Raw genomic sequence first — 19,869 nt, 5'->3', positions numbered from 1 at the left:
CCGTATTGACCACTCACAGGTTGGTCGTGATGGAGACGATCAAGCAAGACGCCACGGACCTCTTGCCGAAGATCGTTGGCGTTGCGCTGGACGTCGGAAAGCAATGTGTAGAGGTTCACGAGTGTCGGCACGTCTAGTTCGGTGAGTGACGTCACATCGTGCTGCTCGAGCGCGTCGATCAACAGGAGGGCGTCTGCGTACACAGGGATATCGGGCTCTTCTCGTGGGCCATTGTCGTGTTCGATTGTGTGCGCATCGACGAGCAGCGACGGTGTTGGCGTCTCGCTTTCGGAGAGCGTGCCGTCCCGGTCGTCGATCGTGAATCGCGGATGTAGACTCATCACGGTGGCATACGGTTCAGCTCCGGGTGGGAGGCGGTCGAGATCGAACGACCCAGTCGCATCGTCAACGCGCTCAAACAGCGTCTCGAACTGCTCTCGCTGGAGCGGGACGGTCTCACTGTCGGCCTGATACTCGATCAGCACTCGGTGTTGCTGGACGTCGGTGATCTGAAACGGCTTCTGAGAGAGCGGAGTGAGGAGTGTAGCGTCTGCTGGAAGTTCCTCCACGTTGTCGAGGAGATTGTCCCACGTCACTCGAAACGACATACTGGCGATTCAGTACTGCGAGACAAAAGCATACGGGCGTACGTGATGGAGCTCACAGTAATTAACCAACAGACAGCAGCAGCAGCGCCAGTTTGTTGGTTAATTCATCGATTGAGTCAGGAGTCAAAACCTGGTCATGACAGCCTTGACTCGTCTCACCCGAAAAGCGTGCCACCGCGCTGTTCATCCAATTCGGTTATTGTATCATCCTCGGTGAGACCGTCAACGATCATTTCAGGGCGTGCTGCGAGCGAGTAGCGGTAGTGGCGACCACCGCGCTGGCCGCGGTTGATCTCTTCCATCTTCGCGACGCCGTTGATCACGAGGTCATTCAATAGATCGCGGACCGTCCGTGCGGTGACCGTATCAGTCTCTGCGAGCCGTGCAGCGTGCTCGTACCACGCGTAGAAGGCGTCCATCTTCGCTGGTAGTTCGCCTTCATTATCGAGTGCAAGCAGGGTGTACGCAACGAGTTTGCCTTGAGGCGATAATGATGCAATTTCGCTCACAATCGCGCCCTGCTGGATCTCCTCTTCGGCCTGCCGGACGTGCTGTTCAGTAACGATATCGTCGTCGCTGGTGCGCGCCAGGTCGCCGGCCGTATACAACAGATCGAGTGCTGTCCGGGCATATCCAGAGCGCTTCGCGGCGAACGCGGCCGTTATCGGAACCACATCGTCAGTCAGCACACCATCATGAAACGCGTCGGCGGCACGATCTTTGAGGATCGTTCGCAGTTCGTTCGCATCATACGGTGGGAAATGAATCTCGTGTTCACAGAGCGTCGATTTGACTCGTGGATCCAGCGAGTCGCGGAACGTCGAGTCGTTCGTGATTCCGATGAGTCCGACTTTCGTATCGTCGGGATCGACAAATTTCGCAGAATTACGATTGTTACACCGCCCGAGCTTGTACAGGACGTTATCACTCGTACCGATATTGTCAATTTCGTCTAGTGCGATCAGAACGTGCGTGGTATCGGCTTTGCGTAACTCGTCGAACAGCATGTCGTACACGTCCCCCTCGGGGTAGCCTGTCGTCGAGATACTCGATCGAGGCGTCGACTCCCGGAGGACGTTCACGAGATTCACAGCGACCTGATAGCTCGTATTGAGGTCACGACATTCCATTTGGACGGCCGTCACGTCGACATCGTCGACGCCATCGGCGTCCTCGCGAACACGATCGAGCACGAGATGGGTGCCAACAGTCTTGCCGACACCGGTCGGTCCGTAGACGAACACGTTACGCGGTCGCTTTCCACGAATCACTTCGGAGAACATCTGGAGGTAGCGATTCAACACCTCATCGCGTTCGAGGATGCGGGACGGATCGTAATCGTCCCGGAGCACGTCTTCATCGAGGAAGATTTCATCCTCGGGCGTGAGGTGACCGAGATTGTCCATATCGGTTCCATACACAGATACCATATAAAACCGGGGCTTCAACTGTTTCGACTGACCTACACAGACACTCCACCGTTTCGAGTGTTCCAGGTGGAACGAGTAGGGGGTCAGTTTCGGATGGATATTCGAGACCCTGTACGACGCTAACATTTATCACAAATGTCTGCGTACCATACCCGCAAACCATTTTTTGTGAGTGTAGTAGAATAAGAGAAGACGTAATAGAGACTCGATCAGCTGAAATCGTACGTAGCACTCGTCACTGTCTACTTGAACACTTGAAATAGTGGAGTGTGGGTGGTCCCGACTGGTGTCTCGTTTGTTCGACGCACTGTCCTGACGACGAACTGGCCTCGACAGGACCGACAGCAGATTGTACGCAATCGCGTCGGTGGTTATAGTTGAACACTTGAACGGGTGGTGTGTAAGGTCGACAATTAGAACGGCTGTTTGGTCATCGGAGACACTTGAAGACGTGGTGTGTGTGAGATCGGCTGGGATTTCAGCGTCGATCGCTGTCGGCGTACAGCTCGAAACACTCGAAGCGCCGGAGGGTGAGGACAGAGACAAGCGAGGTGCCGTCGCGGAGGCCGGTGATCTACTCCTCTCCTCCCGGTGGTTGAACAATATCTCCGAGGGATCGAACCAATTGGATCCCGTTCTCGTAGTCAGTCGTCACCCGATACCCTTCTTCATCCTGCTCGACGGCACCTACGCTGGGATGCGCAAGAAGTTGGAGGGCGGATCGAACCTCTTCGGTGGTTGGGATATCGTTCGAGTCCTCCATGCCCACGACGATCCACCGGACGTCCTCCGCTGTCTCTACGGCTCCGTCGGCACGCTCGAGAGCTCGGATGATCGCAAGCAGGGTCTCTCCAGCATCGATACGGTCCTGGATGTACTCATCGAGGAGGTCGAGCCTGTCGTCCTGGAAGGCTCCTGAGCGTGTCAAGAGGGCCAGTATCTCCTCGGGTGGGACGGCATACTCGTCCCGGCGATTGAGGAGTTCGACGAGGTCGTCAACGGCGATGGTCGTTAGCTCGGTCGTCTCGGCGTTATCGATCACTTTCGGGGCGAAGCCTGGGGCGACCACGATGGCGTGATCGGCTCCACGCTGGCGTCGGTGTTTGTCCACGTTGGTGACCTCTAGAGAGTTGACTCGCCCGTTCCCTCGGGCCTTCACTTCGACAACGACGTGTTCGGGGGATCGGATCTCCACGTCGGTGTCACCCCCTCCCTCGATCCAGTCCGCGGCACAGCCCAGCCGAGAGAAGGCCTTCGCAACGAGTTTCTCGAACTCCTCGTGGGCGTTCCCGTCCGTGCTGGCCGCCCGGAGTTGGTCGGCGAGGTCGGGAGCTGGTTCGTCGTCTTCGTCGTCGACCGGGTGAACACGTTCGCCGGCATTGGTCAGGTCGGCAATGGCGGTCTCGACTGATTCCTCGCCAGAGAGTTGGTTGAGGCGCTTGTCAGCGACCCGGGTGAATCCCTGCGGGCGATAGGTCTCGTCATAGCCAACAAGCTCGTTGAATTCCTCAATGTCGACGTCGACTTCCTCAACATCGGTGAGGAAAGTCATGTACTCCCAGGGGCTTTCTTTGTTCCAACGACCGTGTTCAACGTTCTCTTTCCAGAGATACTCCGCAAGGTCGGGGTCGTGTCGGAGTTGGAGGACTTGACCTCTCGCGACGAACGCGCCATCGTGGTAGACGAGTGCGATGTCGTTACGCTCGACATTCCGCCACGTCCCGTCTACTGAGGTCCCCCAGACGTGGACGAGATCGTCGTCAGATGTCTTCCGAAACAGTTCGAGGTCTTCGTCATTGAGGTAGGACTCAATATCCTCAATTGGGTGCCCATCTCGGATGAACTGTTTGTAGTCCTCAAACGCGTCGTCGCGACCAGCGGGGAGGATCACGATTCCGGTCATGGTTGAGTGGAAATCATTAGTGGGAAGCAAATAATTGGCTACAACTGGCTCTATTGAGATTCTTCAGATCTGATAGGGTCGGCGTACGAGATACAGATGCTCCTACTCCTTCGAGCGCTATTATTGTTAGAAAACCTTCACACCGTAGGTGGAATATGTGTGTCCCAATTAATCATCGTCAGTAAAAATCCCCTTTTCGAATTCATCATCGGACTCGCGGAGAAGTCGGTCAGTTCCCTCATGCTCGGCGAGTGTCCCCTGATCAAGGTCGTTAGCTTGCTCAATAACGTCAGTAGTGACCTTTTCGGTTACTTCGAAATTCTCGACTGGGCTAACGACACCCCAGAGTGCTCCGACTGAGTGGAGGACAACTGCCAACGGTGTGAGAATCAGGAATACTGGCCACAGAATCGGATGCTTCCGATAGGCAACCACGCCAAACAACATATACACGAACAGGATCCCCAAAAGAGCTGTAGAGAGCAGCGAATACAGACCGAGCCCAGGGGCTGTCCCGGGTAACAGGTACGATGCGATAGCCAACAACGGCACAAAGGGTGAGAACGCCCACGCAATGACCCGAGTGAAATATAGTGGCCGGTATAGTGGTGGAAGTAAGTAATCGTCACCGACTGTGCCGGACATCCACCGCCGCCGTTGTTTGATCATCGACTTAAGCGATGGCGGAGCCTGATTCCGAAATCGAGCATCGACTAATTGGTAGGTCAGATCGCGGTTTTTTGCTGCCCGCCAGATCAGATTCGTGTCTTCGGTGATCGTGGCTACATCCCAGCCGACGTCTTGTTCAATCTCACGGCGGATTGCGAAGCCTCCACCCCACGCGTATAGCGGATACGAGAGGCGATGAAATCCGAGCTGTTCAAATTGATACCCCGTACGAAACACTTCACAGAGATACGTGAGTCGTGAACCAGTGTAGATTGGCTTCTCTGTGAACTGAATGAAATCAGCATCCGGAAGACCAGTGAGCCCCGTAACGAGCGTATCTTCGTCTAGATAGAGGAGATATTCCTTATCAGCATCGACGTTCCTTCGTGCCCATTCGACGGCCCGACCTTTGTTAGTCGCGTTACAATCAAATTCATCGGGAACAACATGGACTTGAGCACCGTCGATATTGATGTCTGCTTCGGCGATAACACGTACATCTGCGATATCGTCGGGGAGTGCGTTGACGGTCTGTTGGACAACAGGCCCAGCATCAATCGTCAGTACGCGAACTTGGATGTCATCAAGTCCCCAAACGTTCTCACTATTTTGCTCCCATCCACGTGAAAGCACAGTCACCTCAACGACCCACCACAGCGACGAGAGACCGTAGACGAGCAGTGCTGCCCACAAGAATATGGCTAACAGCCCCTGTAGCGATACCAAGCTGGTCACATTACGTGATTACGACAGAATCTATTAAGCGCGTGGTAATTACTCCGTTACTATCCCACAATGGACTGCTACTACCGTGGGCTAGTTCACCTAACCAGTTTATGGCCGATTCGCGCTGTGTATTCAGCATAGCCTCTCCAAACTATCAGCATCTGAGGTTTTAACAGAGACTCTATGATCGATGGCGACTGTGACGAGTGCTCTAGAGGTATTGATAGAGAGCAAGACAGCGGATCACCCGCCGAGATCGGGTGGCTATAGTAGCCGCTCAACACCCTCGTAATTCCTTATGTAACTCCTGATTTCCGGTATTATCCGTATGTTACATAATGTATTGATAACCGACGTCGTGTGAACGAACCGAAAAATGGCCGTTGCGGGTCTGATATGATATCGAGTGGCGGGGATTAGCGCAATAATCAGGACCACAGATGCTACTCGATAGCTGCTTCTTCGGCTCTGTTGAAATCCTCAGAGAGTTACATGTTCGCCGTGTAATTCGATGAGATGAAGGCCCTCCCGAAGTCGCAGATTCTCCGGTTTACTGAGAAGGCGATCCATCTGGCACGGCGAGCTGTCTCCCAGTATTCCTCGAAATTCTCTAAACACCGCTATACACTTCCGCAACACGTTGTTTTGCTGTGTCTCAAAGTTCGGAAAAACACGACCTATCGTGGTCTACTTGATGAATTAATCGAGATGCCCCGCATTCGTCGAGTTCTTGGATTAGCCGAACTTCCCACGCCATCAACGCTCTGTAAAGCGTTCAATCGACTTGATATGGCTGTATGGCGTGCGATGTTGACTCTCTCAGCGACGCTACTTCCGACGAGCGGTGTCGTTGGTGTTGATGCGTCAGGGTTTGACCGCAGTCACGCTTCGAAACACTACACGAAACGCACCGAACTCACGATTCAGCAGCTCAAGGTGACGTTGCTGGTCGATGAGAAAATAAATGCGATTCTTGATTTACACGTGACGACGACTTGAAAACACGATAGTCAGATTGCTCCGTCGTTGATCAAGCGCAACCCCGAGAATATTGACATTCTACTCGGTGACAAAGGGTACGACGACCAGAAAATCAGACGACTTGCCCGTCAACATGAGGTTCGTCCATTGATCAAGCATCGTGAGTTCACGCCACTCCACAAGGCATGGAACGCGGGCTTAGACGCTGATTTCTACGGCCAGCGGAGTCAATCCGAGACTGTCAACTCAACCCTCAAGCGGAAGTACGGTGCGTTTGTTCGCTCACGACGCTGGTGGAAACAGTTCCGTGAACTCACGATCGCCTGCCTCATTCATAATGTAGACCGATCACTCTGAGCGGTCAATACACAGTTCTCACCGACGGGCTGTTTCTGGCGAAAATATGTCTGAATAATAGGGCTTCAACAGAGCCGATTTCGACAAATCTGCAGTGCCCTATTTTTCCGTAGATGCTACTGAAGATCGGCCCGGGACATACCGACGTAACACATACGCAATAGTAGATGTTGTAACCCCTATTGGTACACCATACAGTATTGCTGTCCCCACACCGGTTAACAGTCCATAGTCAGGTTGGGGGTGATTAAGCGAGATGACACCATACAGAGTAGAGCCGCTCATGATGATCACAGCGATGGCGATACTCAGCAGTATTCCATCGTTGCGATATGTGTGTATCCCTGCCAGAATAATCGCTGACACTGTAACTCCAAGTGGACTCATAAGCAAACCAGATGAGTTCCCCATCTCAGAATTTCCAACAAGATAGAGTTGACCGAAGAACAAGGCCATGAGAATGACGGAGTACCCGAGATACCGGAGCGATAGGTTCGACGACTTCCCCAGAAGGAGCGATTCTAACCGCGAGTCCATATATATTGACGGATCACTTTTCATTGGTTCAGAATGACTTGACTGAGAACAAGTGCTTTGGGGTGAAATAAAATCCCAAAACGAGCAGATACTCTATGACCGAGTTCAATAAGCAGGCACATTCTCTCGGTTGGTTCAGGATCTATGTGGAGAAAATAACGTAGTTCCCGTGCTGACTACAGCCTCTATATTCAGCACGCGGCTTGGGATATATCAGCGTCGAAGGATTTCAACAGAGCCGCTTCTTCCTTTATTTCGATCTCCTCGTCAGTGAGCCCGTACAACTCGTAGACGATCTCGCCGATCAGGTCGTCGATTTTCTCGATCTTCTCATCGAGCTCCTCAGCGCGCTCGACCGTCCGAAGGTAGTTCCCTAGGTCGTCGACCACGTCGTTGACATCGGGCAACTCGATCTCTTCATCCGGTCGACGAGCGAGTTCGTCTTCGTCGCTGTCTCGCAGAAGTTCGCAAAGCCGCCCGCCTCGCCGACGGCCAGAACTGATCCAGCGGCGCAGACTTAGTCGCCAGCTAGCGTTTGTCGATCAGGTCTGTTGGACTTTCCCTGACGTAATTGTGGTCGGATACGACTACGACTGAACGTTGATGTTACTGTAGTACCAGCCTGATCCTTCCTGCTCAATTCCGTGGAAGATGTCCCGCAACGGAATTTCGTCATTTCCGTCGCGAAATACAGGTTCATCCCAGTATTCGAGATCATCGACCACAAATTGGACTCGGGGGTTTTCCGTCAGTAAGAAATTGGCGTGGTCACGGAGCACGTTGTGGATGTACTCGCACGCATCACGTGGGCTATTGGCACCACAAATGAAGTCTTCAAGACCATAGACCGTAACGTCATACGGAAGACTGTTCATCCGGGTGACGCGCCGGAGGAACTCGATGACGCTCATCTCATCGTCGAACGTTCCATGTCGTTCGACTGCCTCCTCCGAGTGTACGTGGAAGCCGAGGTCCATGCTCATTCGCTTACGTCATACTGGTGACGCCTTCCTATATAAACATCAGCACACATAGGGATCCGCATCCGCATCGTTATGAGAAGTCCTCCAGATCCAGCTGGGTGTCTGTTCGATCCTCAACGTACTCCGCGATGTCGACATACTCGTCGTCGTTCTCGACCTCCGCGAGCCGGCGGAGAGCGGCAATAGCCCCTTCATCGGTCCACTTCCCGAACTTCTGAGCTAACTGATCTGTCTCATAGAGATATCGGAGGTAGTGTGCCTTGTCTACTGCGAGGTGATTCTTTTTGTGCTCAAGATCCTCGGCGCGATCAAGTGGGCCACGAACGTTCAGGCTGTCACCCTCCTGTTCCAGTAGCCGTTCGTTGACGAGTTCCGCGACATCGACACCCCGCTGACGGAGATCTTTGTTCAGTGCGTTGTAGGAGACCGTCCCGCCACGTCCGAGCACGTAAGTAAGGTAGATGGCGCTGAGGGTGTCCATCTCGTCACCCATGGTCTGGACCCGTTCCTCCATTAGCTGCTCATCGACGATGTCGCGGATCGTCCCCACGGCGTCGTTGACGGACATCTGTTCGTCTTCGTGGGTGACGTTCGGGAAGTGACGCGAGTACACTTCGAGACACTTGCCCATCGTGACTGCGAAGATGTCTCCCTGCGTGAGCCGGGAGCCGCTCTCTTCAAGCCGGTCGATCTCCTCCTGCGCTCGGAAGTAAATCTCGTCTTCAAGAGATCGCCAACTGACGGTCTCTGGATCTTCCTCACGACTGCGACAGACGACGATCATGTCGTACTCGATGTTGGCCTTGTCGTGGATGTGTGTGGACCCTCGCATCTCTCCCCGGATAGGGTACAGCGAAGTAACGTAGAACCCCGCTTCGAGAACAGACTTCAAGACCGTACTCCACCCTTCGGTCTCCTTGTGGTGGAAGGTGAAGGCCATGATGCCTTCGTCTTTGAGTTTCTGATTGGCTTGGTCGAAGACGTTCGTCAGCCCCGTAACGAAGTGATCCTCATCGCGGTAGGTATCGACACTATCCTCACCAGCAGGGTCACTTACGACTTCACTGGCCTTCGGAGTGAGTTCAGCACTAAAGTGGTCATACTCGTCTTCAAGCACTTGCTTCAGCCAGACGTAATAGAAGTCCGCCGTCTCCGAATACATCACGTTGTCAAAGTACGGCGGATCTGTGATGACAGCGTCAACGCTGTTGTCGTCTATCGGGATATACTCGGAAGTGCCGCAGCGGAGATGGACATTGTAGGTTGCATCTTCCTTCCCCTCAACGGGCTCCCCGATCTTATCGGGGTCGTCAGTGACGTATCCTTCTATTTTCCCGACGCCGTCCCGTTGTTTTGTCTCTCCATCTTCGACGTACTTTTCGTACGGGTTTATACAGAATTCCTTACCCGCCCGCATCTTATCAAACTCGCCTGAGAAGGTACCACGACCGTATTCCGTCCCCCAAATGTTGTTCTCAACGGGGGTATGCCGAGCAGTTATGGTATGTCGCTTATAGATCCCCTCAAGCTTGTTTGCAGACCTATTGTACTCACATAGGATGTTGTTGAACTCCAGTGAACTGGAAAAAGCAAGCAAGAGGAATTCTTTGACATTTTGATCTTCGATACTACGAATCTCATCCAATAGCTTCGAGAGACAGAGTAACTGACGTTCGTTGAACATCTGATCGTAGGTTTCAAATCCATGGTTTCGCACACGATCAGAGCTTCCTCTATATCGTTCTGTGGTAGGGAAAGGTAGCCGGTCACGGTTCTCCTCAAGCTCTGCTTCTGCCTCTCCAAACAGTTCACGATCAAAGTCAGTAGCCGATTTATAGCCCTTCTCACTTGTTTTGGGGCAATAGTACTCAACAGCATAGAGCGACTGTTCTGCTTTCCCGAATCGGTCTATACTTTCAATGATCGACATTTCAGGATGCTCGTCGCAATGGGGGCAAGTGTAGCTCCCCCGAGAGACATTCCCCGCTTCCTTTGGAACATACCCGTGAGAACACTCGGGACAGGTCGTATCTGTACGATAATCATCGGCTTCAAAGACATTCCAGCACTCGGGGCAGACAACATTATTGTGGTCGTCTTTTGAAGAACGAGCGCTGGACAGGCGATAGTCTTTGAACAGAGCGACACTTTCCCCGCAGTTTCGACACGGTAACTCATTTGCCCAGAACGAGTACATCACGTCAGCGTGGTGGTCCTCGCAATGCGGGCACTCCGTACGATAATACTCCTGTATTTCCTCTCCGACACTCTCTTTTATCTCCTCAAATGCGGCATCCAGTTCGTCCAAATCAACGGGCTCAACTTCCTTCTTGACGACGAACCATGCTACAGGATTCAGTTCACTCCCGATAGCGTTACAGCCCATACGGAGCGACTCGACAATGCTCGTTCCACCACCCATGAAGGGATCGAGCACGGTTTTATCTCCGAAGTCGATATCTTCGAGGTAGTAATCCCAGAGAGCGTCAGGGTTCTCCCAGTCGACTTCCGGGAGTCCATCGATGGTTGATTGTCTATCGGTATCGACCGACATTTCTCCGTCGGCGAGCGAGTAGAGTAACATCGTTCGGAAAACCGAACCCAGTCGTCGTGCCCACCACTTGTGCATGGTGTATACAGGGCGGTAGTATCGTTTGGCGTGAGCCTCTTTTTCCGCGATTTCATTCACTTGGTCGATGGGGAACGAGATCTCGATAGGTCGACGACGTGGTTTCTGATCCTGACTCATGGTTAGAGGGTTACCTCAATGCGGGGGGTGATACACTCCAGTAGACTGAGTCCCCCGTGTTGGAACGTACTGTACTTGCCTCGGGCGGGCCACGTGTATCTGCCGATAGGCATATAGTAGCCGTCCGCCTCGACGACGAGTCCCGCGTCGACAAGATGGCTCGCATCGACTTCTCCGACGCTCTCAAACCGTCCGCTGAACGTCTCTTGGAGAGCGGACTTCTCGCCGTCGCTGATCTGGAAAGTGTGCCCAGCGTCGAGACGCGCGTAGCCGTGGTCCGAGCCGATGACTATGCGGTCGGTATCGAGTTGATCGAGGATCGCTCGTAGTGCCGTCTCGGTCTTCTCGTACATCTCCTCGATGGAGGACAGCTTCGTCTTCCCTTCCTGAATGTTTTCGAGGAGTGCATCGGGGTAGCGGCACCAGATGATCTCCTCGTCACCGTCGAGAGTCGGGTCTTGACTCTTGACATCCGCAGTCTTGTGGTTCCTCTTGAGTTCCGAGTAGTTGACGCGGTCTCGGTAGAACTTCGTCTCTGACGGCACGGAGGAAAACGAAAATCCCGTCTCAGGTTCGTACCCTTCCTCTTGGAGCATGTCGACGAACATCGACGCCTCGCGGACGCTCATCGCGTCCATCACAACAAACGTCCCGTCTTCGGGAACGTTGAGGGACGCCTCGTTGACACACTTGTGAGGTAAGACATCGGTGAAGAACTCCTGATAGACATCCAGCAGGAGACGCTCGTAGCTCACGCTCTCAGTCTCCCGTCTGTAGTGCTCGCTGACATCGTCACCAGTGGGGTACCAGATGTCCCAGAGGGTATCCCATACTGCTGGCACGGGATCGTCATTCTCGACCAGTTGGGTGAGTAGTTCAGTTCTCATCTTCACGCTCAACAGTCAATGTTGCGTCAATGTGTTTCCCGCTCGGGAGCTGTTCAAGGAACTCGACCAACTCGTCCTTCGAGAGGTTGTCAACATCGTAGGACAGATCGATATGGGTCGTTTCGTCTTTCTCTCCATTTATCCGCGAGTCTGCCATGCTCCGCAGTACACGAGCATTGTTTCCTTCGAGTTTGATAACCTCCGTGGAGACCGTGACAGAGTCTGTACTGTCGGGCTTAGAAGAGACAGCTTTCGTTTCGGGTTTCTGTGTGAGAGCCGTCGTATCGTTGTTCTCACTACTGCTCTCACCCTCACCTTCGTTTTCGCTACTAGGTTCTGGCTCAGGCTCTTCCTCGAAGATCGAGTCATCGAGGTTGTCGGGATGATGGATCGTCAGATCGTCGGTGAGATCAGGCAGCGCGTCGCTCTTCTGAGGGACATAGAAGTTCGCTCGATCTCCTTCAAGTACGACCTTTTCGTCGCGGTATAGCTGGCTGACTGCCGAGTAGAACACCTCGTCGGAGAGGAGTATGGGCATCCGACGGAACTGCTTGAAGTCGTTGAGCATCGACGCAATTGCGATGCCGTTCTCAGCATCCGCGACTTCCTCGCGGATCTTCTCCCCGACGTAGGTCTTGTCTCGACCCACCTTGTCCTTCACGTCGTCGACATCTGCCGTGACGTCGATCCGACGCATCCGAATACCGTCACCGTTTGGTCCTTCGCTCCACTTCACCCACTTCCCAAATCGGTCTTCGAGTTCGTTCCGAAGTTCTCGCCGCTCGTCGCGGATGATCGACGCAAGTTCGCCACCGTCGTCGACGTTCCCGCGGAGGTTTTCGGCTCCAAGAACACGAGCAGCCTTGCCGATGATCTCACTATCGTCGCGGATCTCTTTCTTGGGAGTAACAAACAGTACTGTGTTCTGGTAGGTCCGTCCCCCGAAGAAGTCGTCAAGCTTCCCGCGGAGCGCCCCGTTAGAGAGATAATCGAGCATCACCACCGTGGTCAGTTCTTTCCTGTCGGGGACATCCTCGTCGGGGTAGACATACACATCGTCACTCCAGACATCGTTACGGACGACGTCAACGAGCGTCTCTTCGATACTGCCACGGTCGTCTTCAAGTACTCGCTCCTGCTCACGGGTCACCAGGGCCGTGAGTTTCGGATCTTCCGTGAGGTAGTAGTTCTCTTTCTGCGAGTCACGATCGAGATAGTGAGCAACCCCGTAAAGTCCCTCCAACGACATGTGGAGCTTGTCAACCGTCGTTTTTTGCGGTTTAAACGTTCCGAGGAGGCACTCGGTCACCGACGCCCGTTGTTCCCGTTCCTCGATAGTGTAGAGGAAGATCGTCCGAAGTAGGTCCTCGCCAAAGTCGATGTCGTCGACGGCGTCCTTGTCGGAGACGTAGCGGTTGAATAGCGTCTGGTTGATCCCTCGGAAGGCGCTCGGTTCAATGTCACACGTGATGAGGAGATCAGTTTCGTTGTACTTACGGCGGACTGTATCAGCAAGGACGTTCATGACACCGCGGACACTCTGTCGCTCCCGACCTGCGTCATAGACATCGTCGAGAAGATCGAGAAGTTCGGGATGGAACGGGTACGTTTCGACCATGCGGTTCTCGTATCGCTTGGGTTCGTCAATCTCGATAGGATAGTTGTAGTGATCGACGTACTCGCTAACGATGTCCCGAACTGCCTTCTCGTCGACGTCATCTTGGCGCGTCTCGAAGAGCCGATGAAGGATGATCTGTTCACGGTCGCCCGTGTCGTTCATGTCGACGGCGTAGGGATTGGTTCGGTTGACGATCCGCTTGATGTCTTGACTCTTGTCGAGGAGGGTAGCAAAAGCGAATAGATCCTCCTGTGGGTCGTTCGCTACCTCGAACAGATGCTGAAGGAAGAACTCGTTCCGTTCGAGGAGTTCCTCGTTTTCACTCTTGTCAAACGATTCCCACCATGTCTCGATCTCGTCGAAGAAGATTGCGACAGGTTCCTCCTCGGTCAATTGTTCGAGATGTTCCGTGGTCGGATATCGCTTGATGTCATCCAAGATATCCTCGCGACCCAAGTCCTCGAAGATTGGTTCCCAAATAAGATCCGCGTCAGTCTCACTGGTCGAGTGAATTGTCGCCTTCGAGCTCTCGGGGAGATTTAACGAGACATCCCATTCTTCGATCCATTTCTGAGCGACGGTCGGTCGATTGAACAGATGATAGAGTACAAGGAGCCCGTGAGACTTCCCAGCACCATACGGGCCAGAGAGCGTGAGGCCCCCTTGGTTATCCCGGCCCTGGAGTTTGTTGTCCACGTGATCGAAAGCCGTCTGGAGGGCATTCGAGGGATAAGTCATGGAGAGCAACCGATCAGCATCGTTCTCCAGTCGATCCTGATCGGAACCTACCTTGTGAGCCTGTAGGACTCCTTGGAACTGACCGTCAATAACTTCATCCCGAGGAGTGAGTAAATCCGCGATGGTCATCATCTAATCTAAATCTAAAACATAGCCTCTTTGGTGTTTCCCATCAGAGGAGTGTCAACAGCACTGCCTCATTATTTCTCCCTCATCACTTGCCATCGATTAGAATTGGTCCCGTGGTGCCGCCTCAGTCGCCAGCCAGTGTGCGCCGATCAACTCCGTCTCGATCTGCTCGTGCTTCATCACTTGTCGCGGAATACTGTCTTTCGGCGACCCGTTTTACCCAACGATAGATCGAATTCGGTTCGACATCGACGATCGATTCGGCGGGATCGTCTTGGTGTAACTTATATTCCGCAAGCCAGATGAATATCTACAATAATATATCATTACTACGAAATTATTTTGAGCATGTTACAGGCCCCGGATCAAGGGTTTAGGTCGATCTATACTCCTGTTTTCGGCGGTACTTATATGGGGGTAGAAACTGTATGTTGACACGTCTCCCACTACGAAAAACAAGACGGAGACGGAGAGCACACTTTGAGTTCCCACGTAGACACAAGAGAACTCGGCAGAGGGCAGCAAACACTACACGAGGCGGTTAACTCTCACCGGATATACAAGCCGGTTAGAGGAGTTCATCCCCGTGTCGAACTTCCTGACGAGGAGTTTGAGGAGTGGCTTGACGGCAACCGGGAAGTCGAGTACGTGATAATCAACTTCTCGGATGCTGAAGAGGTCGTCGATCGGGACGGCGATCTCAGCCAGGTTTTGGAGCCTTGGCATATCCCGGTAATCCTAGGGACGGAGCACGACGAGTACGTGAACAGGCGTACTTTTCAGGACGTAGTGGATTTGCTGGAGGTGGCGCAGCCAGCGATCTACGTTCCGGACGTGGTCTACAGCTACAACTGGATGGACGAGGAGATCCAGGAATATGCCATTGAGGCGTATATCGGCCACGTCAGGAATCTTCAGAAGGAGATTATCGAGCAGGACTTCTACGTCCGGTTGATCCCGACGAACAAGGGCTGGAAGTACGAACACTTCGCGGAGTACCAGAAACTGTTCGATGAGTTCGACTACGACGAGTTTGCGTTCTACGCTGTACAGTATACAGGCGGTGATGCCGGGAACGCAATCAACCTACTTCGGAGCCACGTCAGGAACTCGATAGCCGCCCTGGATATGGAGGATGTTTTCCTGATCGGACGGCTTGCGGAGGATGACCTGTTTGATTTTGCTCCGCGTGTCCGTGGAGCGACCGGGCTTCGGCAGTGGATGGATGCCTGTTCTACGGGTGACGGGCTTTCACAAAGTCTGTGGCCAGAGTTCCAGGAGGGTCGTGAGGCCAAGCTTTCGTTTAACGACGGGCAGGAGCAGAGGCCGATAAACGAGTTTGGCGGCAGGAAGGAGGACAACTGAACGATGGTTATTTTCATGGGTTCATACAGCGGCGGTGACTACTCGTCGGATGACGAAGATTCGCAGGATGAGGGATCGTCGGATGACCACTCGCAACCCGGTTTAGATGATTACGGTGGTGACGACGGAGATGATAATTCTGAGCAGGAATCTGGTGGTGGAGCAGGTTCTGCTGCCGCGGGCGCTGCCGGTGGTGCTGGTGTAGGAGCCGGCGCAGGGGCTGGTGCTGGTACGGGTACAGGTACTGAGCCAGCAGAAGACGGTGATTCCGGAGACACGGAGGAACCCGACGACGGTGAATCCGCTGAAAGGGAAGATGAGGAAGGAGAGCAGCCAGACTTCCCTGACATCGAGGAACCGGATATAGAACCGGAAGACGATGTCGACGACCCCGAGTCAGAGAAAGAACCGGAAGAGGAGGACGCCGAGGAAGACGAGGACGAGGAAGAGGAAGAAGATGAGACAGTGGTCGTGGTACAGGAGATCGATGCGTTGAGCGCGATGTCTTGGGGCGTCCAACCGGTGATGAAACGTGTCGAAGAGTGCTACGGTGAAGAGATCAATCTCTTCTACAAACCAGCTCCCGTCCGTGAAGTTGACCCGGAACAGGAGAAACAGAAGTGGATCAACGCCGGTCAGCAGCTCGGTATGCCGGTTAATCCCTCGTTCTGGGACGAGGATCCGCCGGAGTCCACGGAACTGGTCAACAAGGCCTTCGAGGCAGCCATCGAGCAGTACCGCGGAATGGATTACATCAGGGCGTTGTGGCGTCGCGGTGTTGCAGCTGGCCGGGATATCAACGACGAGGATGTCCTGATCGAGTTGGCGTCAGATATTGGCCTGGATCAGGAACAGTTCGTGGAGGATCTGGATAGAGTAGAGGTGGAGACCGGGGAGCGTGGAGAGCTCCCGTTCACCTTCATGGAGATCCAAGGGAATCCCGCTCCGAAGAACGGCCGTGTCCGGTACTCAGACTTCAAGACCCAGTTCACGTTCCAAGGTGTCGATGAACATGAGCCTCAGGAACTACAGAGATTCATCGAGGAGTACGGGCCCGTTGCTACTCCAGAAGTGATGGAGGTGTACGGAGCCCAACGTGAGGAGTCTGTTCAGCTCCTCCAGGATCTAAATAGTGTTTCGTCATTCGAGGTCGGCGGCGAACAGTTCTGGACGGTCTGAACGACCGCATTCCGGCAGTTGTTGGGAGGGCGCTTCGGAGGATATGTTTTGAGGGTGGGTTTGAAGTAATTCTGTTATGCGCTGAGAGATTTGCTGGAACATGTCTCCGGCTATTTTGAAAAGAGCTTCCGGTGATGACGACCCGTCCGAAATCGAAGAGTAGGGCAACGCAAAGAACTTCTGTAGGCCTGTAAGTTAGTCCAGAGAACGTTCTGGTTCGTATTCCAGTCTTCAAGACCTAATCCGATGGCTAACGCGTTTTGGTTAGTCTCAGACAATCAAACCACATGTGAGGATTAGGGCCGTAACCCCGAAATATGGCACCACAGCTGATCGAGTGCCGAAAGTTAGTGATGTTGTGACGAGAGAGATGCGACGTACATGTGTTACGAGGGGGGGTGTGGAGCAGGGCTATGTCTGCTCAAATTTCGGAATCAAGAGAACTGCGAGATAACTACTCAAAAACCCCAGCGCGTATCCCAAAAAGTGCGTGTACGTGTTCACGACACCGGCCTCCGACAGTGGGTCCGTCGGGAACGCTGCTATCAGCGCGGCCACGAGAATTGCAGTCGACCAAATGCCGAGTTCGAGAAACCCCGGTGGTGGCCCGCGGAGCGTCGAGCGGTCGATCCCGGAGCGTCGCAACCCTACGCCGTACACGACGACTGCGAGGAGCGCGACAACGGTCAGCGCGACCGCGAGGACCCGCTGGACGGCAGCCGCCACAAGCGGAATTACGATCACCAGCCCGAGGAAAAACACTCCCCCGGCGAGGATACGTCGAACGACGTTGACAACATTGAACCGACGGCGGACGTACTCAGCAAGCGCGACTGGGAGGTAGCCGACGAATGAGAGTGTTAGCCCAGACGCCCCGAGCGAGAGGGCGTTGCGGGGGACAGCAAGGTTGAGCCCCGATAATACGACCGGGAACACAGTGAAAACGACGACAAAAACAGTATAAAACAGCTGTCTACGGTCTGCGAGCACTGAAAGGAGATATACCGTCGGGATGACAAAGAGATACGCTGTGAGGTTCCGAAATAGGTGCGTACTATCGGCGTGCGCGAAGTTTGACGTTAGCGCCGTCAACAGTTCAGGGTCGGCGGTGGAAAACGCTAACTGCTCTCGCATCGCCGGCGGAAGGACTCCGACCCCGAGAAACAGTGCCGCAGGAAACAGGATCGCGATGACATCGCGAGGGCGGACGACACGTCGAATTGCGTCGGAAAATGATTCCTTAGCCCGCGTCTCGGAACCGTTTGCCGTGCTGACCTCGTTGTCGGTCGTCGCCGCCATCACTCAGGTCCCCCCGTGTTGTTCGTGAGTCCGCCAGCGACTATCCCAAGGCGGAAAGCGTAACTGAGCGAGAGGATTACCGCGAGTACGCTCATAACAACCAGTGAGACCGGAGTACCGAAGCCGGCAAGTTCGATCAGACTGCCTCCGGGATCAGTGTCAGTGTCGACACTCGGATCAGTAGCGTCGTCACCCGCTCCGGTGTCGTCGTCGTCCGACTCTTGCGCGACTTCATCGCCGTCCCCTGTCGGTTCGTCTGGTGTGTCCTCCTCCCCGTTATCAGGCCCGTCGTCATTGGTGTCTCCCCCGTCGCCGACACCTCCTCCACCGCCGGTTCCGCTGTCGCCACCACCAGTTCCGCTAGTGCCGCTGCCACCACCAGTTCCGCTAGTGCCGCTGCCACCACCAGTTCCGCCGCCACTACCAGTGCCACCAGTGCCGCCGCCAGTTCCGCCAGTACCACTGCCACCAGTATCACCGTCCGTGTCGGGGACATCGACATTGAGTTCAATGGTGGACGAGAAGCTCTGTGCATCTGTCGAGACGACCGCACCGAACAACACTGACTCACCCGGCTGGAGTTCGACCGTCCCGCTGCCGAACGATTCTCCTGTGTCCATTCGAGTTAGCGTAAGGCGGTCGTCGGTACTTTCGAGCTGAACCGTCGTCGCAGCGTCACTGTCCTCGTAGCCGCCGAACCCGATCACGAAGAGGTCGTCAACGCGTGTCTGACTGCCCGGCGGGAGCATATCGAACTGGAGGCGGACCTCGTCGTTTCCGTCTATCCGGACGTATTGCTCACCATTTTCGCTGTCGGCGGCGTCAAGATACACCTCGGAGCCGTCGACGACCTCGTCGCCATCCGTGAACGCCGCTGCGGTGGCGACCGCACCGCTACAGAGGACCGTAAGCGCGAGGATGACGACGAGAGTGCGGTTCATTCGTTTGGAAGTGGATCGGAGGTAGCGGACGGATCGTCGCTTCCAGACCGCTTACAAGACGATGCTCTCGGAACGCTCACGGAGCACGTGGGCGGTATTCAGCTTCCACTGATTGCCTCTACGACGAAGGTAACTTGTTCGATGCTCTCAAGAGTTGTCTCGTTGTTATTTTTATCTCGCAAATCAACGACGATGTCAACGGAGATCGTGTTGCCCGACCCGCTCGAATCTGTCTCCAGCTTCACCGAGTTGCTGCTGCTGACAATCGAATCACCGTCATGTTCACGAAAGTCGAGGGATTCTCCGTCACCGAGGTCATCATTTTCGTCGTCGTCAACGTACACATTGACATCGGGATCATCTGTACTGCCGTTGTTCGTGATATCGAGCGCTTCCTCAAACAGGGTCTTTGATTGCTCGTTGAGGTCATCCCGGCTAAACTTGATCACGGAGGCGGCATCGCCACTGCCGTCCGTTGTTTCGACAATTCTGGTATTCCCCGGCTCAAAGCTGATTCGAGCATTTTCGTCGCTCTTTACGTTGAGTTCGACATCCCGGTCAGCGCTGACCGACGTAAACGCACCTGATCCGAACGCGGCCCCGACACCGATACTAGAGAGACCGATCCCTGCGAGCAGTACACGACGTTTCATTGCTGGGTCTTTGCCACTTGTGGGGTTTATTATTGTACTCCGTTAGCGCGTTAACCCTGCACCCGGCGCGGCTCAGGGTGTCCCTGAAGATACTCATACGAAACTAAATACAGCATT

General features: G+C 54.2%; 12 protein-coding genes and 3 pseudogenes. 3 read left to right on the top strand and 12 right to left on the bottom strand.

The window, feature by feature from the left end:
- The 4 genes and pseudogenes from CK500_RS16015 to CK500_RS16000 form a co-directional block, all read right to left on the bottom strand.
- Positions 1-608, bottom strand: a pseudogene (locus tag CK500_RS16015) (hypothetical protein); the annotation flags it as partial.
- Positions 609-763: 155 nt separating this feature from the next.
- The gene (locus CK500_RS16010) at positions 764-2,014 is read right to left on the bottom strand and encodes a Cdc6/Cdc18 family protein (protein WP_095638186.1); all 1,251 of its coding nucleotides are present in this window, start codon (positions 2,012-2,014) and stop codon (positions 764-766) included.
- Positions 2,015-2,612: 598 nt separating this feature from the next.
- Complete coding sequence (locus tag CK500_RS16005) at positions 2,613-3,941, bottom strand: restriction endonuclease (RefSeq protein ID WP_095638185.1); 1,329 nt, start codon at positions 3,939-3,941, stop codon at positions 2,613-2,615.
- 168 nt (positions 3,942-4,109) lie between these two features.
- The gene (locus tag CK500_RS16000; protein ID WP_095638184.1) at positions 4,110-5,345 is read right to left on the bottom strand and encodes a glycosyltransferase; all 1,236 of its coding nucleotides are present in this window, start codon (positions 5,343-5,345) and stop codon (positions 4,110-4,112) included.
- A 507-nt stretch (positions 5,346-5,852) separates the two neighbouring features.
- Between CK500_RS16000 and CK500_RS15995 the strand changes: the two are divergent.
- A pseudogene (locus tag CK500_RS15995) lies at positions 5,853-6,674 on the top strand (IS5 family transposase).
- A gap of 728 nt (positions 6,675-7,402) precedes the next feature.
- Here CK500_RS15995 and CK500_RS17840 read toward each other — a convergent pair.
- From CK500_RS17840 to CK500_RS15970, 5 genes and pseudogenes are all read right to left on the bottom strand, one after another.
- Positions 7,403-7,707: pseudogene (locus CK500_RS17840) on the bottom strand (hypothetical protein); the annotation flags it as partial.
- A 91-nt stretch (positions 7,708-7,798) separates the two neighbouring features.
- Positions 7,799-8,194 (bottom strand): hypothetical protein, encoded by a 396-nt coding sequence (locus CK500_RS15985; RefSeq protein WP_095638182.1) that lies wholly within the window; start codon positions 8,192-8,194, stop codon positions 7,799-7,801.
- Between the two features lie 70 nt (positions 8,195-8,264).
- Positions 8,265-10,943 (bottom strand): DUF1156 domain-containing protein, encoded by a 2,679-nt coding sequence (locus CK500_RS15980; protein ID WP_095638181.1) that lies wholly within the window; start codon positions 10,941-10,943, stop codon positions 8,265-8,267.
- A gap of 2 nt (positions 10,944-10,945) precedes the next feature.
- A complete protein-coding gene (locus CK500_RS15975) occupies positions 10,946-11,830 on the bottom strand; it encodes an alkaline phosphatase (protein ID WP_233139256.1) in 885 nt (294 codons plus the stop codon).
- Positions 11,820-14,318, bottom strand: a complete 2,499-nt coding sequence (locus CK500_RS15970) for a DUF499 domain-containing protein (RefSeq protein ID WP_233139255.1) — start codon at positions 14,316-14,318, stop codon at positions 11,820-11,822. Before CK500_RS15970 ends, CK500_RS15975 begins: the two co-directional genes overlap by 11 nt.
- A 477-nt stretch (positions 14,319-14,795) precedes the next feature.
- On the opposite strand from CK500_RS15970, the gene CK500_RS17505 reads away from it, so the two are divergent.
- Both CK500_RS17505 and CK500_RS17655 read left to right on the top strand, forming a co-directional pair.
- Positions 14,796-15,680: a hypothetical protein gene (locus tag CK500_RS17505; protein WP_198951598.1), complete on the top strand. Its 885-nt coding sequence runs from the start codon at positions 14,796-14,798 to the stop codon at positions 15,678-15,680.
- Between the two features lie 3 nt (positions 15,681-15,683).
- Positions 15,684-16,859, top strand: coding sequence for a DsbA family protein (locus CK500_RS17655; RefSeq protein WP_233139254.1), 1,176 nt, complete (start codon positions 15,684-15,686; stop codon positions 16,857-16,859).
- A 411-nt stretch (positions 16,860-17,270) separates the two neighbouring features.
- Here CK500_RS17655 and CK500_RS15955 read toward each other — a convergent pair whose 3' ends face one another.
- From CK500_RS15955 to CK500_RS15945, 3 genes are all read right to left on the bottom strand, one after another.
- Entirely contained in the window at positions 17,271-18,158 is an 888-nt protein-coding gene (locus tag CK500_RS15955) for a hypothetical protein (RefSeq protein ID WP_095638179.1), read from the bottom strand.
- Entirely contained in the window at positions 18,158-19,099 is a 942-nt protein-coding gene (locus CK500_RS17500) for a hypothetical protein (protein WP_233139253.1), read from the bottom strand. Before CK500_RS17500 ends, CK500_RS15955 begins: the two co-directional genes overlap by 1 nt.
- Before the next feature lie 98 nt (positions 19,100-19,197).
- On the bottom strand, positions 19,198-19,752 hold the full coding sequence (locus CK500_RS15945; protein WP_095638178.1) for a hypothetical protein: 555 nt from the start codon (positions 19,750-19,752) through the stop codon (positions 19,198-19,200).
- Positions 19,753-19,869: the final 117 nt, after the last annotated feature.

The sequence above is a fragment of the Halorubrum salipaludis genome, assembly GCF_002286985.1.
Taxonomy (GTDB): domain Archaea; phylum Halobacteriota; class Halobacteria; order Halobacteriales; family Haloferacaceae; genus Halorubrum; species Halorubrum salipaludis.
Note: the sequence above shows the minus strand (reverse complement) of the source record. Positions and strands in the feature narration are given on the sequence as shown.

Coding starts and splice junctions, on each gene's coding strand:
- CK500_RS16010 (WP_095638186.1), bottom strand. CDS start 2,014: ATGGACAATCTCGGTCACCTCACGCCCGAGGATGAAATCTTCCTCGAT.
- CK500_RS16005 (WP_095638185.1), bottom strand. CDS start 3,941: ATGACCGGAATCGTGATCCTCCCCGCTGGTCGCGACGACGCGTTTGAG.
- CK500_RS15985 (WP_095638182.1), bottom strand. CDS start 8,194: ATGAGCATGGACCTCGGCTTCCACGTACACTCGGAGGAGGCAGTCGAA.
- CK500_RS15980 (WP_095638181.1), bottom strand. CDS start 10,943: ATGAGTCAGGATCAGAAACCACGTCGTCGACCTATCGAGATCTCGTTC.
- CK500_RS15975 (WP_233139256.1), bottom strand. CDS start 11,830: ATGAGAACTGAACTACTCACCCAACTGGTCGAGAATGACGATCCCGTG.
- CK500_RS15970 (WP_233139255.1), bottom strand. CDS start 14,318: ATGATGACCATCGCGGATTTACTCACTCCTCGGGATGAAGTTATTGAC.
- CK500_RS17655 (WP_233139254.1), top strand. CDS start 15,684: ATGGTTATTTTCATGGGTTCATACAGCGGCGGTGACTACTCGTCGGAT.
- CK500_RS15955 (WP_095638179.1), bottom strand. CDS start 18,158: ATGGCGGCGACGACCGACAACGAGGTCAGCACGGCAAACGGTTCCGAG.
- CK500_RS17500 (WP_233139253.1), bottom strand. CDS start 19,099: ATGAACCGCACTCTCGTCGTCATCCTCGCGCTTACGGTCCTCTGTAGC.
- CK500_RS15945 (WP_095638178.1), bottom strand. CDS start 19,752: ATGAAACGTCGTGTACTGCTCGCAGGGATCGGTCTCTCTAGTATCGGT.